This is a genomic window from Kribbella sp. NPDC005582, assembly GCF_040605415.1.
GTDB lineage: Bacteria > Actinomycetota > Actinomycetes > Propionibacteriales > Kribbellaceae > Kribbella.
Genome location: NZ_JBEXCU010000007.1, coordinates 80,769 through 95,867, shown reverse-complemented (window position 1 = coordinate 95,867; position 15,099 = coordinate 80,769). Strand labels below are relative to the sequence as shown.

Here is a 15,099-nt window from a genome sequence, read left to right as displayed (position 1 = left end):
GATCACTGCATCAAGTGACACCCCGTTACCCGTTGTCGATGAGCTCCGGCCCGCTAAGATCGGGCCTACGCCCAAAGCAAGACGGTACTGCGGAAACGTCGAAGGACGGATCGGATGAGGCAGCAGTTCGCGAACCTGGACACCTGGCGGGGGAAGCTCACCGCCACCTGGGTGTGCCTGGCTCCGCCGACCGCCATGGTCGCGGTGTTCGTGATCGGCGGCGTCACGTCGAACACGTTCATCGTCGACGCGCACGCCCTGGCCGGTCAGCGGCCCGACGCCGTCTTCGACGACCTGGTGAACGACGTACCGGGTCAGCCTGGTGCGGACGGCAGTCTGCCGACCCAGGAGAAGTCGACCGTCACGGTCCCAGTCACCGGTACGACGGATGGCACCGTCCCGCCGATTGCCGGAACCAGCGGTGACGCGTCCGGCATCCCGGGCACCGTGCTGGCGGCGTACCAGAAGGTTGCCGGCGATCTGGCCATCGCGAAGCCGAACTGCCACCTCACCTGGCCACTGCTGGCCGGCATCGGCAAGGTCGAGTCCGACCACGCGAACGGCGGCAAGGTCGACGCAGCGGGGAACACCCGCGGCCAGATCCTCGGCCCGGTGCTGAACGGCGGCCCCGGGATGGCCGCGATCTCGGACTCCGACCAAGGTCAGTACGACGGCGACAAGCAGTGGGACCGCGCGGTCGGGCCGATGCAGTTCATCCCGGGCACCTGGAAGTCGTTCGGAGCCGACGGGAACGGGGACGGCGTCAAGAACCCGCACAACGTCTTCGACGCGGCCCGTGCGGCCGGTGACTACCTCTGCTCCGGCGGCGCCAACCTGGCCGACGCGCAGGGGCTCGTGGAGTCGGTGCTGCGGTACAACCACTCGATGGACTACGTGTCCACGGTGCTGCGCTGGATGCAGTCGTACAGCAAGCAGACCGTGAAGGTGCCGGACCAGGACGGCCAGATCACCCCGCCGGGCGACGACGGCAACGTCGACAACCCGACGCGGAACGGCGACCCGATCCCGACGCCGACCCCGACTCCGACGGTCACGCCGACGACGACGCAGCCGACCACGCCCAAGCCGACGCCGACTCCGACGCCGAAGCCGACGACGCCCAAGCCCAGTACGCCGAAGCCGTCGAGCCCGACTCCGAAGCCGCCGTACTCGCCGACGCCGAGCCCCAGGCCGACGCCCACCCCGACGCCGACGCCCACACCGACTCCGACCCCCACGCCGACGCCCACGCCGACGCCGACCCCGCCGGTCTGCACGCCGACGCCGACTCCCACACCGACGGGCCCGGACGCGACGACGACACCGACCGGTGGCGAGCAGACGCAGGCACAGGCCCAGGCCGACGACCCGGCGACCCCGCCGCCGTGCACCACGCCGGCGCCCGAGGGTTCGGGGCCGGGACAGGCGCCGACGCCGAACAGCTGATCGGTCGCCAATCCCTTGTCCCTGCACGGTTTCGTGCGATCAGGCTGCCTGTTTTCGTGAGCTCTTCCGGGACAGGTAACTTAGCGCCGACTTGATGTAACTTTCCGGCGTGTCGGTCGTTGAGCCGACTATGCGCCTAACCCGTAGTGGAAACCGTCGGGTCAAAATCATCATCGCGTCACTGTGCACGGTCCCGCTCCTGGTCGGGGCCATCGTCACGGTGGCTTCGGGCGGGGCCGGTGCCTCCGGTCAGCTCGCGACGGACAGTCCGGTCGCTCCCCAGCCGGGAGCCGGACTGAACAGCGGTGAATTCGACGAACTGACGATGATCGTGCCCCAGCGTCCCGGAGTGGACGGCCGGCTCGGATCCGACAAGCCCGCCCGTGCCGATGTCCCCGTGCAAGGGGCGACCGACGGCCGCTCGGTCGTCCGTCCCGGGCGTCCGAACGCCGTGAACGGTATTCCCCGCGGGGTCTTCCCCGCCTACCGCCGCGCCACCGCGAATCTCGCCGTGGTCCGGCCGAACTGCGGCCTCACCTGGCCGCTGCTGGCCGGGATCGGCAAGGTCGAGTCCGATCACGCCAGCGGGGGCCGGGTCGACGTGGCCGGCACCACCCGCGGCAAGATCTTCGGCCCGATGCTGAACGGCAAGGCCGGCAACGGCAAGATCCCGGACACCGACAAGGGCAAGTACGACGCCGACCTGACCTGGGACCGGGCCGTCGGCCCGATGCAGATCATCCCGCAGGTCTGGGCCGACTACGGCGCCGACGGCAACGGTGACGGCTACCGCAACCCCAACAACGTGTACGACGCGGTCACCACCGTGGCGGTCTACCTGTGCGCCGACGGCGACGACCTGAAGCGCCCGCGGGACCTGGTCGAGTCGCTGCTGCGGTACCAGCACTCCAAGGACTTCGTCGCCACGGTGCTGAAGTGGATGCGCGTCTACAGCAAGAACGCCGTCCTGATCCCGAACGAGAAGGGTCAGCTGTCCGTCCCGAAGCCGACCGGCAACGCCGAGCGCAAGGTCGACCCGCGCCAGGTCCCGGACGTGCCGGACGACACCAAGACGCCGACGCCTACCCCGACGAAGAAGCCGACCGCGACTCCGACCACGACGCCGGATCCGGTCGAGGAGCCGACCAAGTCGCCGACGCACAAGCCGACGAAGCCGCCGACACAGCGGCCGACGCCGACCCCGACGCCGACGCCGACTCCGACTCCGACCCCCACTCCGACGCCAACGCCGACGCCCACGCCGACCCCGACGGAGACCCCGACCGGTACGCCGTGCACCGCCGAGCCGACCAACCCCACCTGCACCCCTGGTGGCGGCTCGCACGGCTGACTCCACCCCGGATACGGTCTGAGAATGAGCGAATCCGGCGTACTCAAGCTCGTCGGCACGGTGTTGCCGTCCGGTGAGCAGCAGGAGCTGTATCTCAGTGGCGGGCTGGTCGTCGACCGGCCCGCCACTGGCGATGTCACCACCGTGCACACCGGCGGCTGGATCGTGCCGGGACTGGTCGACGCGCACTGCCACATCGGGCTCGACACCCACGGCGGCGTCGACCGGGAGACGGCCGAGCGGCAGGCGGTCGCCGATCGCGACGCCGGAGCGCTGCTGGTCCGCGACGCCGGTTCGCCGACCGACACCCGGTGGATCGACGACCGGCCCGATCTGCCGAAGATCATCCGGGCCGGCCGGCACATCGCCCGCTCGAAGCGCTACATCCGCAACTACGGCTGGGAGATCGAGCCCGCCGAGCTGGTCGCGTACGTCGAGCAGGAGGCGCTGCGCAGTGACGGCTGGGTCAAGCTGGTCGGCGACTGGATCGACCGCGACGCCGGCGATCTGACGCCGTGCTGGCCGGCCGAGGCGCTCACCGCGGCCATCGCCCGCGCCCACGAGCTCGGGGCCCGGGTCACCGCGCACGTCTTCGGCGAACACGCGCTGCCCGATCTGCTCGCCGCCGGCATCGACTGCATCGAGCACGGCACCGGCCTCGAGCCGGAGATGCTGGCGCTGATGGCCGAGCGCCAGGTGGCCGTCGTACCGACGCTGATCCAGCTGGAGAACTTCCCGGAGTACGCCGACCAGGCGGCCGCCAAGTTCCCGGTCTATTCGGCGCACATGACCGACCTGTACGACCGGCGCCTGCACCGGCTCCGGGACGCCTTCGAGGCCGGTGTCCCCGTGTACGCCGGAACCGACGCGGGCGGCGTACTGGGGCACGGCCTGATCGCTCAGGAGATCCAGGCACTGACCGGGATCGGGATGTCGGGGGAGCAGGCCCTGGCCGCGGGGTCGTGGGCGGCGCGGGAGTGGCTCGGCGTCCCGAGCACGCTGCAACCGGGCGACCCGGCCGACCTGGTCGTGTACGACGACGATCCGCGCGTGCACCCCGCCGTCCTGTCGCACCCGAAAGTGATCGTTCTGCGTGGCAGAATCGCGTCATCAGGCGAATTCATGCGGTGACCGGAAAAAGTTCACTCAATTACTGGTCATGACGGAAGGTTTTCGCCTAGCCTGACGGCTAGCTTGCATCCGGGACCGCCGACGCCCCTCGGTGGACCGGCCAAGGGAAGGAACCGCCCATGGGGAAAACCGCCCGAGTACCCGTGTCCAGACTCTCCGCCCTCCTCGCCGCCGCGGCCGCCGGCACGCTCGCCCTGAGCGCCCTGCCGAGCAACGCCGCGCAGCCGACCGAGCCGGTCGGTTCGGTCGACATTTCGACCGCCTTTACGAACGCTTCCACGAAGTACGACGTACCGCGTGAGCTGCTGGTCGGCATCGGCTACGCCGAGTCGCACCTTGACGGCCACGACGGCACGCCGAGCCAGGCCAATGGCTACGGCGTCATGCACCTGGTGAGCAACAACAAGAACCACACGATGTCCGAGGCCGCCCAGCTGACCGGCCTGCCGGTCGAGCAGCTTGCCAAGGACACGCCCTCGAACATCCTCGGCGCCGCCGCCGTCCTCGACTCGTACGCCGACGCGTCCGGGCTGCAGGGTGACGCGCGCAAGGACGCCGGCCGTTGGTACGAGACCGTCGCCAAGTACTCGCACTCCGCCGACGGGCCGACCGCCCGGCTGTACACCGACGAGGTCTACCGGATCATCGGATCGGGCGTGCGTGCCGAAGGCGTGACGGTGGCGCCGAAGCAGGTCACGCCGCAGCGTGGCGCCTACACGAAGGTGGCTCCGCTCGGCACTCGGAGCGAGTCGTCGGTCGAGGCCGTCGACTATCCGGGCGCGATCTGGAACCCGGCCTGCTCGTGCAACTACACCGTCGGCCGGACGCAGGCGATCTCCGCGATCACCATCCACGTGACCCAGGGCTCGTACGCCGGGACGATCAGCTGGTTCAAGAACTCGGCGGCCAAGGTCAGCGCGCACTACGTGATCCGGTCCAGCGACGGTCAGGTCACGCAGATGGTGGCCGAGAAGGACAAGGCCTGGCACGTCGGCACCGAGAACGGCTACACGGTCGGCATCGAGCACGAGGGCTACGTCGACCAGCCGTCCTGGTTCACCGACGCGATGTACCGCTCGTCGGCGGCGCTGGTCCGCAACATCGCCGACCGCCGGGGCATCCCGAAGGACCGCGCCCACATCAAGGGCCACAGCGAGTTCCCGAACCAGACCCACACCGACCCGGGTCCGAACTGGAACTGGACCTACTACATGCAGCTGGTGAACGGCGGCGACCCGAACCCGCCGACGTACAACTTCACCACCTACGGCAGCGGTGTCCGGGTTCGCTCGGCGCCCAAGCTGAGCGCCTCGATCATCACCGAGCTGCCTGGCCCGACGCAGGTCTTCGTCACCTGCCAGGTGCAGGGCGACACCGTCACCGCCGAGGGGACCACGAACAACTGGTGGGCCAAGCTCCGCGACCAGGGCGGCTACATGACCAACATCTACATCTCGGATCCGAACCCGAAGCTGCCCGGCGTACCGGTCTGCACCTGACCGTCCCGCTGGCTGGAGGGGAAAGAGTAGAGCCTGCTGCACCGACCCAGGGCCGGCCGTGCCGCATCATCGAGGTATGACGTGGACACAGCGGCTGGCCCGCGGGGGACCGGCAAGTGGGTATCTGATGATCCGGTACCTGAAGTCCGTGGTGCTGTTCGCGGCCACACCGATCAGCCTGCTGCTGGGCTGGCTGGTCCCCGGAGTGACGGCCGGCTTGGTCAGGCTCGCAAACAGCGAGCTCGACCGAGCCGGCCGGTACGTCGGCCGGTCCGACGTACCGCAGTTGCCTCCGGCGACACCCCGTGGCTCGGCCGACGTGGTCACCCTGCTGCGGGACAAGTCGTTCAAGCGCAGCCTCTGGCTGTACCTGGGCGTGCTGGCGGCCGTGCCGGAGTTCGCCATCGCGATGTTCGCGGTCTTCGCCGTACCGAGTGCGGTGTTGTCCGGGCTGCTGTGGCCGCTCGACCCGGGCAACTTCAACATGATGGGTGTCGCCATCGACAGTTGGTGGGACGTCCTGTGGCTCGTGCCGCTGCAGAGTGTCGTCGGCCTCGGTCTGCTGGGCTGGGTGGCGCCGGCGGTCGCACGCGGTCATGCCAACGCAGTGATCAAGCTTCTGACGCCCAGTGCGGATCAGCTCGAGACAGCGCGGCTCAGTCAGCGCGTGGAAGAGCTGACCCGCACCCGGGCCGGTGCTGTGGATTCACACGGCGCTGAGCTGCGCCGGATCGAGCGGGACCTCCACGACGGCACGCAGGCTCAGCTGGTGTCGCTGGCGATGCGCATCGGTGTCGCCAAGCAGGTGATGGCCGATGACCCGGAGAAGGCCGCCAAACTGCTCGACGACGCGCGGGACGGTGCCGAACAAGCCATGCACGAGCTGCGCGGCGTACTGCGCACCATGTACCCGCCGATCCTTCAGGACCGCGGGCTGGCCGGTGCGGTCTCCGCACTCGCTGCTCGTTGCCCACTGCCGGTAGAGCTGCGGATGGGTGAGCTCGGCCAGGTCCCGGCCCCGGTGGAGGCGGCCGCGTACTTCGTCGTCGCGGAGTCCCTCACCAACGTCACCAAGCACTCCGCCGCCGGACGGGTCGACCTCTTGATGGAACGGCGCGGTCGTGAGCTCTACCTGGAGATCACCGACGACGGGATCGGTGGCGCGCGCATCAACGAACAGGCCGACCTGCTGGGCCGGGGGAGTGGCCTGCATGGCATGCTCCATCGCGTGCAAGCGATCGACGGCCAGTTGGAACTGCGCAGCCCGATCGGCGGACCCACCACGATCGAGGTCATCCTTCCGTGCGAGTAGCCATCCTTGAGGACAATCCGATCCTGGCCGAAGGCCTCGGACTGCTGCTGAGCAACTCCGGGTTCGAGGTGGCCGCGGTCGCCGCCGATGCCGACGAGTTCGCGAAGGCGATGGCGGAGCAAGAGGTGGAGATCGCGATCGTCGACGTCCGGTTGCCGCCGACCTTCACCGACGAGGGCCTGCGCGCTGCGATCGAGGCCCGCAGGCTCCGGCCGGGCCTGCCGGTGCTGGTCTTCTCGCAGTACGTCGAGGAGATCTACGCCGCGGAGCTGCTCGCCGCCGGCAGCGAAGGAGTCGGGTACCTGCTGAAGGACCGGGTCTCCCGCGTCGACGAGTTCCTCGAGGCGGTACGGCGGGTCGCGGCCGGCGGGACCGTGCTCGACCCGGAAGTCGTCAGCCAGCTGATGGTCAAGAAGAGCAATCCGCTCGACCGGCTGACTCCGCGCGAGCAGGAAGTGCTGGCGCTGATGGCCCAAGGACTGGGCAACACCGCGATCGCGGAGAAGCTCGTGGTCTCCGAAGGTGCGGTGCACAAACACGTTGGAAACGTTTTCCTCAAACTGGACCTGCCGCCGTCCGATTCCGGACATCGCCGGGTGCTGGCCGTCCTGGCCTACTTGGGACTCTGACGCACGCGGTCTTGACGATCCGTTCGGCGTAGGCCACTCTCAGTCCAGAGAGCGCTCTCACACCCACCGAAACCGCCCCTAGGTGAGGAGAGATCCATGAAGGTTCTGTTGGCTTCCGTGCTCGTGGTGAGTGCGGTCGCGGTACCCGGCCAAGCCGTTGCCTCCGGCATCGACAAGCCGTTGACGGTGGCCGGTCAGGCCGCCGCGATGCAGAAGGACTTCGGTCTGACCGAGCAGCAGATGAATGCCCGGCTCAAGTCCGAGACCGACGCCGCGAAGCTGCTGCCGGCCGCCCAGAAGGCAGCAGGCGCGGAGTTCGGCGGTGCCTGGTACGACGCCGGCACGCAGAAGCTCGTTGTCGGACTCGCCGGTTCGAGCCGGGCGAACGCCGTACGGGCGACTGGGGTCGCGACGGTCGCCGTACCGAAGTCTGCCGCCGTACTGGACAAGCAGAAGGCTGCGGTCGACAAGCTGGCCGGGAAGGCCGTGCCGGCTGCGGTCAGTGGCTGGTCTGCCGACCCCAAGACAGGTAGCGTCGTCGTCAACGTCCAAGCAGGTAAGCGTTCCCAGGCCGTCGACGCGTTCGTGGCCAAGGTCGCCAAGGCCGGCACGGTGACGGTTCGGGAGGTCGCGGCCCAAGCGCCGCAGACGTTCGCGGCCGGCACAGTCGGCGGCGACCCGTACTACGTCAGCAACATCCGCTGCTCGATCGGCTTCTCCGTGTACGGCGGCTATGTCACCGCCGGGCACTGTGGCCGCAGCGGCATCGTCCGTGGCTGGGACGGCTCGAACCAGGGCGAGTTCCGGGGCTGGTCGTTCCCCGGCAACGACTATGCCTGGGTTCAGACCGGCTATGGCTGGTGGACTGTGCCGGTCGTGCTCGGCTGGGGCCAGACCAGTGACTCGCTCGTCCGCGGCTCCTGGGAGGCGCCGGTCGGCTCGTCGGTCTGTCGCAGCGGTTCGACCACGCACTGGCACTGTGGCGCCGTACTGGCCAAGAACGAGACGGTGAACTACGGCAACGGTCAGCTGTTCTACGGAGCGACGAAGACCAGCGTCTGCGCCGAGGGCGGCGACTCCGGTGGTTCGTTCATCACCGGTGACCAGGCTCAGGGCGTGACGTCCGGAGGCTGGGGCAACTGCAGCAGTGGCGGCGAGACCTGGTTCCAGCCGGTCAACGAGATCCTCCAGGCCTATGGCCTGACCCTGCACACCGCCTGACATGCAGGTGCCCCGGGCCCCTCGCACAACAAGGGATCCGGGGCACCTGGCTAGCGTCGTCAGGCGGTCTGGTCCTGCACCGGCTCCAGCGGGGCCGGCTTGTTCTCGTCCTTGCCGCTCAGCGACTCGATCAGCTGCTTGGCCAGCGCGAAGCCCGAGCCGCCCATGGTGATCGTCTTCACCAGGGTGTCCTCGATGCCCTGGGCACCGTTCAGGACGACCATGTTGCCGACCTTCTCGAACGAGCTCGCCGCGGCGCGGACGATCTCCGGGTAGGCCTCGGCCAGCTGCTGCGCGACGACCGCGTCGGTGTTGGTGGCCAGGGCCTCGGCGCGGGCCTTGATACCGGCCGCCTCGGCCATCGCCTTGGCCTGGACGGCGGCGGCCTCGGCCTTACCGTTCAGCTCGGTCGCCTTCGCCTGGGCCTCACCGCGCAGCGTCACCTCGCGGGCGTTCGCCTCGGCGGCCGCGATCTGCGCGTCCCGGGCGGCGGCGGCCAGCGTGCGCTGCTTGTACGCCTCGGCGTCGGCCGGCTTCAGCACCGACGACTCCAGCTGCTTCTCGGCCAGCGACGCGTTCAGCTTCGCGGTCTCGGTCTCGGCGACCACGACCTCCTGGCGGGCCAGCGCCTCGGCCAGCGGGCCGGACTGCGACGCCTTCGACTTCGCCTGGTCGACCTCGGCCTGGTAACCGGCCTGGGCGATCGAGCTCTGCCGGACGGCGGCGGCCTTCGCGGCGGCGGCGACCTGCTCGCGCTCGGTGGCCTCCTTGTCCCGCTCGGCCTGGGCGATCCGGGCCGCGGCCTCGACCGCGGCGGCCTGCGGGCGACCGAGGTTGCGGATGTAGCCGGACTCGTCGTCGATCTCCTGGATCTGCAGGGAGTCGACCACCAGGCCGAGCTTCTCCATGTCACCGGCCAGGGAGCCGCGGATGTTCGTGGTCAGCGTCTCCCGGTCGTGCAGCATCTCCTCGACCGTGGTGGAACCGACGATCGCGCGCAGGTGACCGGCGAACAGCTCGTGGATCGTGCTCATCACCTGCTCGTCGCTCTGCTCCAGGAAGCGCCGGGCCGCGTTCGCGATCGAGCCGTAGTCGTCACCGACCTTGTACGCCGTGACGCCCTTGATGTGCAGCGGAATGCCCTGACTGGACACGCAGGTGACGGTCAGCGGCGTCGCGCGGATGTCCAGCGGCAACCGCCGTACGGTCTGGAAGCCCGGGAGAACGGCGGTGCCGCGGCCGACGACGATCTTGAACCCGAGGGTCTCGTTGACCTGCTCGTTGCTCGAGTGCGCGCCGAGGCCGGAGATGATGAGTGCCTCGTTGGGTTCGGCGACCCGCCAGACCATCCGGAACACGATGAGCAGCACGACCAGGGCAACCGCGCCACCGATCACGTACGTCCAGAGCATTTCCCCTCCAGGGAACCTGAGAAGTTCAGAGTGCGCGGGAGACATAGACCGTGCGCGGCGGGTCGTAGTCCACGACCACGACCTGCGCGCCGACCTCGATCTCTTCGTCGACCGCGGGGTAAGCGTAGAAGGCTTCGGTGGCACCGCGGACCGGCAACATGACTTCGCCGACGATTCCTGGTGCGATCCGCCCGATCACGCGTCCCCGCTTGCCAACCATGACGCCCCTCCGACGTACCGCTGCTGCTCCCGGTTCCGCAGCCTACCCGCGAATCGCTCCTTCGGTGGCTCCCTTGATGAACTGCCGCGCGAACACGATGAAGACGACGATCAGCGGGATCATCGCCATCAGTGCGCCGGTCATCACCATGCTGTAGTCGACGCCGTGCGACCGGTTGAGGCTGGACAGCGCGACCTGCAGCGTGAGGTGGTCGGGATTCGTCAGCACGACCAGCGGCCAGAAGTAGTCGTTCCAGGATCCGACGAAGGTGAAGATGCCGAGGAACGCGAGCGCCGGCCGGGCCGACGGCAGGGCCACGTGCCGGTAGACGCCGAGGAAGCCGCAGCCGTCCAGGGTCGCCGCCTCGACCAGCTCGTCGTGGATCGAGCTCGAGAAGTACTGCCGCAGCCAGAAGATGCCGAAGGCATTGGCCGCGGCCGGGATGATCAGCGCCTTCAGCGATCCGACCCAGCCGAACGCCGCCATCGTCTGGAACTGCGGGATCGCACCGAGTTGGGCCGGCAGCAGCATGGTCGCCAGCAGGATCACGAACAGCGCGTTGCGGCCGGGGAAGCGGAACTTCGCGAACGTGAACGCGGCCAGCGAGTCGAAGAACAGCACCAGCAGCGTCGTCGAGACCGCGACGATCAGCGTGTTGCCCATCGACTGGAAGAACGCGACGTTGTGCAGGACGGCGCGGACGTTGTCGTCGAACTGGGAGCCGAGGGTGAACTTCGGCGGGTACCGGTAGATGTCGGCCGTCGTGTTGGTCGCCATCACCAGCGTCCAGTAGAACGGGAACAGACTCAGGATCCCCGCGATCGCGAGGGCGACGTGCAGGCTGACGCCCTTCCAGTGCCACCTCACTGCTTGCCCCTTCCGCCGATCAGTTTCCAGTTGATCGCCGTGAACAGCAGCACGAGCATGAAGATGCTCAGGGCAATGGCCGCGGCGTACCCGTAGTCGTTGTTGAGGAAGGCCTGGCTGTAGAAGTACATGACGATCGTCATGCCGCTCTGGCCGACGCCGCCGCTGTTGCCGACCATCACCTGCGGTTCGGTGAAGGTCTGCAGCCCGCCGATCGTGGAGGTGACGACGGTGAACAGGACGACCGGGCGCAGCTGCGGAAGCGTGATCTGAAAGAACGTCCGGACCGCACCGGCGCCGTCGACCTTGGCCGCCTCGTACTGCTCCTTCGGAATCGCCTGCAGCCCGGCCAGATAGATGATCGTGTTGTAGCCGGCCCACTGCCACACGATCATCGTCGAGATCGCGATCTTGATCCCCCACGGTTGGCCGAGCCAGTCCTGGCTGGGCAGGCCGAGGGCGCGCAGGCCGGAGTTGATCAGGCCGAAGTTGGTACTGAAGACGGCCGCGAAGAAGATCGCGGCCGCCACCAGGGACGTGATGTTCGGGATGAAGTACGCGATTCGGTAGACGCTGGAGAACCGCACGGCCGAGTTCAGCATCACGGCCAGGATCAGGGCGATCGCCAGGGTCGGAACGGTCGACATGAAGAACAGCACGACCGTGTTCTTCAGCGCCAGCCAGAACGTGCTGTCCTCGATCAGGAAGGCGAAGTTCTGCAGCCCGACCATCTGCCGGGCGCTGAACCCGTCCCATTTCTGGAACGCCAGCAGGATCGTCGACGCCATCGGGTAGAGCCCGAAGACCAGGAACAGCACGTAGAACGGCGACAGCGCCAGATAGAACCGCCAGTACGAAAGGATGCCCCGCTTGGTCACTGAACGCCCTGACGTTTGCCGATCTGCTTGGCCTTCTCGACGGCCTCGGCCCAGGCCGCGTCGGAGGTCTTCTTGCCGACCTGCACCAGCTTCAGCGCGTCGGTGAACGGTACGGCGATGGCCGCGTCCAGCGGGGCCTCGTACGCGATCGGGATGTCCTTGGCCGCCGGCCCGAACACGTCGATCGGCACCTGCCCGCCGAAGAACGGGTCCGCCGCCTTCAGCTGCGGCTTGTCGTACGCCGCCGGCGTCGCCGGGAAGATCTGCGCGTCCGCGAACGCCTTCGCCTCGTTGTCCGGGCTGAGCATGTACTTGATCACCTCGAAGGCGGCCTTCGGGTCGGGCGCGTTCTTGGTGATCGCCAGGAACGAGCCGCCGAAGTTGGCCGGACCGCCCGGGGTCGGCGCCACCCGCCACTTGCCGACGCTGGTCTTCGCGGCCGACTTGATGTCGAGCGCGACCCAGGCCGCGCCGACGACGGTCGGCACGGTGCCCTGGTCGAGCCCGGCGTTCCAGTCGTTCGAACCGCCGAGGGTCTTGCCGTCGACCTTGAGCGTGATCGCCTTCACCGCGGTGTCCCACGCCTTGCGGATGTGGTCCTGGTCGCCGATGAACTTGTTGTCCTTGTCGATATAGCGCGCCGTGCCCTGGTTGACGATCGTGCCGTACATGTCGACCGCGTCCGCGACGATGAACGCCTTCGGGTTCTTCGCCTTCAGCTCGACCCCGGCCTGCAGGAAGTCGTCCCAGGTCTTCATCTGCTCGCCGACGACTGCCGGGTCGCTGGGCAGACCGCCGGCGGTGAAGACGTCCGCGCGGTAGAACAGCGCGGTCGGGCCGATGTCGATCGGGATGCCGAGGACCTTGCCGTCGAGCGTCGTGGCCTGCTTGACCTTCCACTCCAGGTACTGGCCGAGGAACGCGTCGTCGGCGCCGATCGTCTTCAGGTCGACGAACCGGCTGGCCTGCGGCAGTAGCGACGCGATGTCCTCGCCCTTGATCCCCGTGATGTCCGGGATCGACGTGCCGCCGCTGAACGTGGTCAGCAGCTTCTGCTTGAAGTCGCCGCCCACCTCGGAGTACTTGATGTGCTGGTCGGGGAAGTGCGCGATCGTGTCGTCCAGGACCGACTTGCCCAGACCGCCGGGCCAGCACCACAACGCGAGGTTGCCGGTGGCGTTCTTCTTGGTCGAGCCGGTGTCCATTCCGGACGAACAGGCGACGACGGTGCCACCGAGCACGGCTGCGAGGCCCCCAGCAAGCAGCGTTCGACGTGACAAGTCCATGGGTCTTACCTTCCTGAGTGTGCGCTGATCAGCGCGTGGAGGTGCTGGTCTTCCGGGTGTTCTTGCTGCCACCTGGCCAGGTCCGCCCAGTGCGGCGCCGCGTCGGCGCCGCCCAGCTTGGTGACGGACAAAGCCGCGGTGAGGGCGGCGAAGCGGACCCGCTGATCCAGCGGCAGGTCCCACAACGTGGCGGCGATAAAGCCGGCGGCGAACACATCACCCGCCCCGGTGGTGTCCGCCGCCGGGACTGGGTAAGCCGGTACGGCGATGCGCTCGCCGGTCCGGCCGTCGATGGCCTCGGCCCCGTGGACGCCGTTGGAAACCACGACCACCGGGACCCTCGTGGCGAGTGCCTCGAGCGCTGCCGCGGGCGACGCCGTACGGGTGTAGGCCATGGCTTCGCCGGCGTTCGGCAGGAAGACGTCACAGTGCTCGAGCTGGTCGAGGACCGCGGGATCCCAGTGCTCGCTGGGATCCCAGCCGACGTCGGCGAAGACGAGGCTGCCGGTGGACTTGGCTTTGGCGAGCCACTCGTTCGGCCAGGGACCGATGTGAGCGGCAACGGCTTTGGCCTTCGGGGGAGTGGTGATCAGGTCGTCGGCGCTCAATGGTGGAGCGCTGCCGCGGGTGACCAGTGCGCGATCGTTGTCATAGGCAAGCGCCACGGTGAGCGGCGTCGGCCAGCCGGGGAGCTTGCGGGAGAGCGTGAGGTCGATGCCCTCGGTGGTCTCGAGGTTGGACCAGAGCCGGTCGCCCAGGTCGTCGGCGCCGAACGCCGCGGCCATGCCGGTGCGCAGGCCGAGCCTCGCGAGCGCGACCGCGAAGTTAGCGATCCCGCCCGGACTCTCGTGCGAGTCCGTCGCCCAGACCTCGGTGCCGGGCCGTGGGGGCGTGGGCAGGCCGAGCACCAGGTCCTGGAACACCAGACCGGACACGACCACGTCAAGCTCTTCCATGAGCTGCCCACACTCCTGCAGGTTTGATCAAACTCTTGCGTGAATCTTGGATCTGATCCTCACATTCCGCAAGACCTGATCATAGAGATGACTCAAAATGACAGAGTTTGCGTGATACGGTCGTGATGTGTTGCCGAAGCAGCGTCAGGACGAGATCGTGCGCGCCCTCCGGGTCGACGGAGCCGGGGGCGTGAAGGTGCTGGCCGCCCGCCTGGGGGTCAGCGAGGCGACGATCCGTCGCGACCTCGAGCAATTGCACGACGAAGGCCGCCTCACCCGCGTGTACGGCGGCGCTCTCGCGGTCGATGGCGGGGATGAGCCGTTCGCGGACGTGAACGCCGTTCATGCCGCTGAGAAGGACCGGATCGCGCGGCGAGCCGCCGAGCTGGTGCAGGACGGCGAATCGGTGCTGCTCGACATCGGGACGACCGCGCTGCGCGTCGCCCAGCACCTGCACGGACGGTCGCTGACCGTTGTCACCAGCAACCTCGCCGTGCTGGAAGAGCTGCAGAACGACGAATCGATCGAGCTGATCATCCTCGGCGGCTTCGTCCGGCGCAGCTACCGCTCGCTGGTGGGGTACCTGACCGAGGAGAGCCTGCGGCAGATCCACGTCGACTGGCTGTTCCTCGGCACGAGCGGTGTGCGGCCGGACGGTCGCGTGATGGACAGCACGATGATCGAGGTCCCGGTCAAGCGCGCGATGATCAAGGCCGCCGACCGGGTGGTGCTGCTCGCCGACGCGACCAAGTTCCCCGGCCACGGCGTCGCCCGCGTCTGCGAGCCGGCCGAGCTGCACATGGTGGTGACCGAACCGGGCGCCGACGAAGCGACCCGGGCCCAACTAACCGAAGCCGGCGCCCAGGTAGTGCTCGCATGAGCCCCGCGCGC

14 protein-coding genes are annotated in these 15,099 nt (G+C 68.4%); 8 read left to right on the top strand and 6 right to left on the bottom strand.

What is annotated here, in order from left to right:
* The first annotated feature begins 114 nt into the window (after window positions 1-114).
* From ABZS29_RS32230 to ABZS29_RS32200, 7 genes are all read left to right on the top strand, one after another.
* The gene (locus ABZS29_RS32230; protein WP_355467703.1) at window positions 115-1,446 is read left to right on the top strand and encodes a lytic murein transglycosylase; all 1,332 of its coding nucleotides are present in this window, start codon (window positions 115-117) and stop codon (window positions 1,444-1,446) included.
* Between the two features lie 220 nt (window positions 1,447-1,666).
* The gene (locus ABZS29_RS32225) at window positions 1,667-2,797 is read left to right on the top strand and encodes a lytic transglycosylase domain-containing protein (protein ID WP_355467701.1); all 1,131 of its coding nucleotides are present in this window, start codon (window positions 1,667-1,669) and stop codon (window positions 2,795-2,797) included.
* A 24-nt stretch (window positions 2,798-2,821) separates the two neighbouring features.
* Window positions 2,822-3,928 carry an amidohydrolase family protein gene (locus ABZS29_RS32220; protein WP_355467699.1) on the top strand — a complete coding sequence of 369 codons (1,107 nt, stop codon included), beginning with the start codon at window positions 2,822-2,824 and terminating at the stop codon, window positions 3,926-3,928.
* 143 nt (window positions 3,929-4,071) lie between these two features.
* A complete protein-coding gene (locus ABZS29_RS32215) occupies window positions 4,072-5,427 on the top strand; it encodes an N-acetylmuramoyl-L-alanine amidase (RefSeq protein ID WP_355467697.1) in 1,356 nt (451 codons plus the stop codon).
* Window positions 5,428-5,503: 76 nt separating this feature from the next.
* Window positions 5,504-6,739 (top strand): histidine kinase, encoded by a 1,236-nt coding sequence (locus tag ABZS29_RS32210; protein ID WP_355467696.1) that lies wholly within the window; start codon window positions 5,504-5,506, stop codon window positions 6,737-6,739.
* The gene (locus ABZS29_RS32205) at window positions 6,730-7,368 is read left to right on the top strand and encodes a response regulator transcription factor (protein ID WP_355467694.1); all 639 of its coding nucleotides are present in this window, start codon (window positions 6,730-6,732) and stop codon (window positions 7,366-7,368) included. The genes ABZS29_RS32210 and ABZS29_RS32205 overlap by 10 nt, the downstream gene beginning before the upstream one ends.
* 96 nt (window positions 7,369-7,464) lie before the next feature.
* Window positions 7,465-8,589: a S1 family peptidase gene (locus tag ABZS29_RS32200; protein WP_355467693.1), complete on the top strand. Its 1,125-nt coding sequence runs from the start codon at window positions 7,465-7,467 to the stop codon at window positions 8,587-8,589.
* A gap of 59 nt (window positions 8,590-8,648) precedes the next feature.
* Here ABZS29_RS32200 and ABZS29_RS32195 read toward each other — a convergent pair whose 3' ends face one another.
* Genes ABZS29_RS32195 through ABZS29_RS32170 form a run of 6 tightly spaced genes read right to left on the bottom strand, consistent with a single transcriptional unit; the run spans window position 8,649 to window position 14,208 of the window.
* Window positions 8,649-10,001, bottom strand: a complete 1,353-nt coding sequence (locus ABZS29_RS32195; protein ID WP_355467691.1) for an SPFH domain-containing protein — start codon at window positions 9,999-10,001, stop codon at window positions 8,649-8,651.
* Window positions 10,002-10,026: 25 nt separating this feature from the next.
* Window positions 10,027-10,221: a hypothetical protein gene (locus tag ABZS29_RS32190; protein WP_132412772.1), complete on the bottom strand. Its 195-nt coding sequence runs from the start codon at window positions 10,219-10,221 to the stop codon at window positions 10,027-10,029.
* Window positions 10,222-10,263: 42 nt separating this feature from the next.
* Window positions 10,264-11,088 (bottom strand): carbohydrate ABC transporter permease, encoded by an 825-nt coding sequence (locus tag ABZS29_RS32185; protein ID WP_355467688.1) that lies wholly within the window; start codon window positions 11,086-11,088, stop codon window positions 10,264-10,266.
* Entirely contained in the window at window positions 11,085-11,966 is an 882-nt protein-coding gene (locus ABZS29_RS32180) for a sugar ABC transporter permease (protein ID WP_355467687.1), read from the bottom strand. Before ABZS29_RS32180 ends, ABZS29_RS32185 begins: the two co-directional genes overlap by 4 nt.
* The gene (locus ABZS29_RS32175) at window positions 11,963-13,252 is read right to left on the bottom strand and encodes an extracellular solute-binding protein (protein ID WP_355467685.1); all 1,290 of its coding nucleotides are present in this window, start codon (window positions 13,250-13,252) and stop codon (window positions 11,963-11,965) included. Before ABZS29_RS32175 ends, ABZS29_RS32180 begins: the two co-directional genes overlap by 4 nt.
* Before the next feature lie 5 nt (window positions 13,253-13,257).
* Window positions 13,258-14,208 (bottom strand): PfkB family carbohydrate kinase, encoded by a 951-nt coding sequence (locus tag ABZS29_RS32170; RefSeq protein WP_355467683.1) that lies wholly within the window; start codon window positions 14,206-14,208, stop codon window positions 13,258-13,260.
* Between the two features lie 127 nt (window positions 14,209-14,335).
* On the opposite strand from ABZS29_RS32170, the gene ABZS29_RS32165 reads away from it, so the two are divergent.
* Complete coding sequence (locus ABZS29_RS32165; RefSeq protein WP_355467681.1) at window positions 14,336-15,088, top strand: DeoR/GlpR family DNA-binding transcription regulator; 753 nt, start codon at window positions 14,336-14,338, stop codon at window positions 15,086-15,088.
* The last annotated feature ends 11 nt before the right edge of the window (window positions 15,089-15,099 follow it).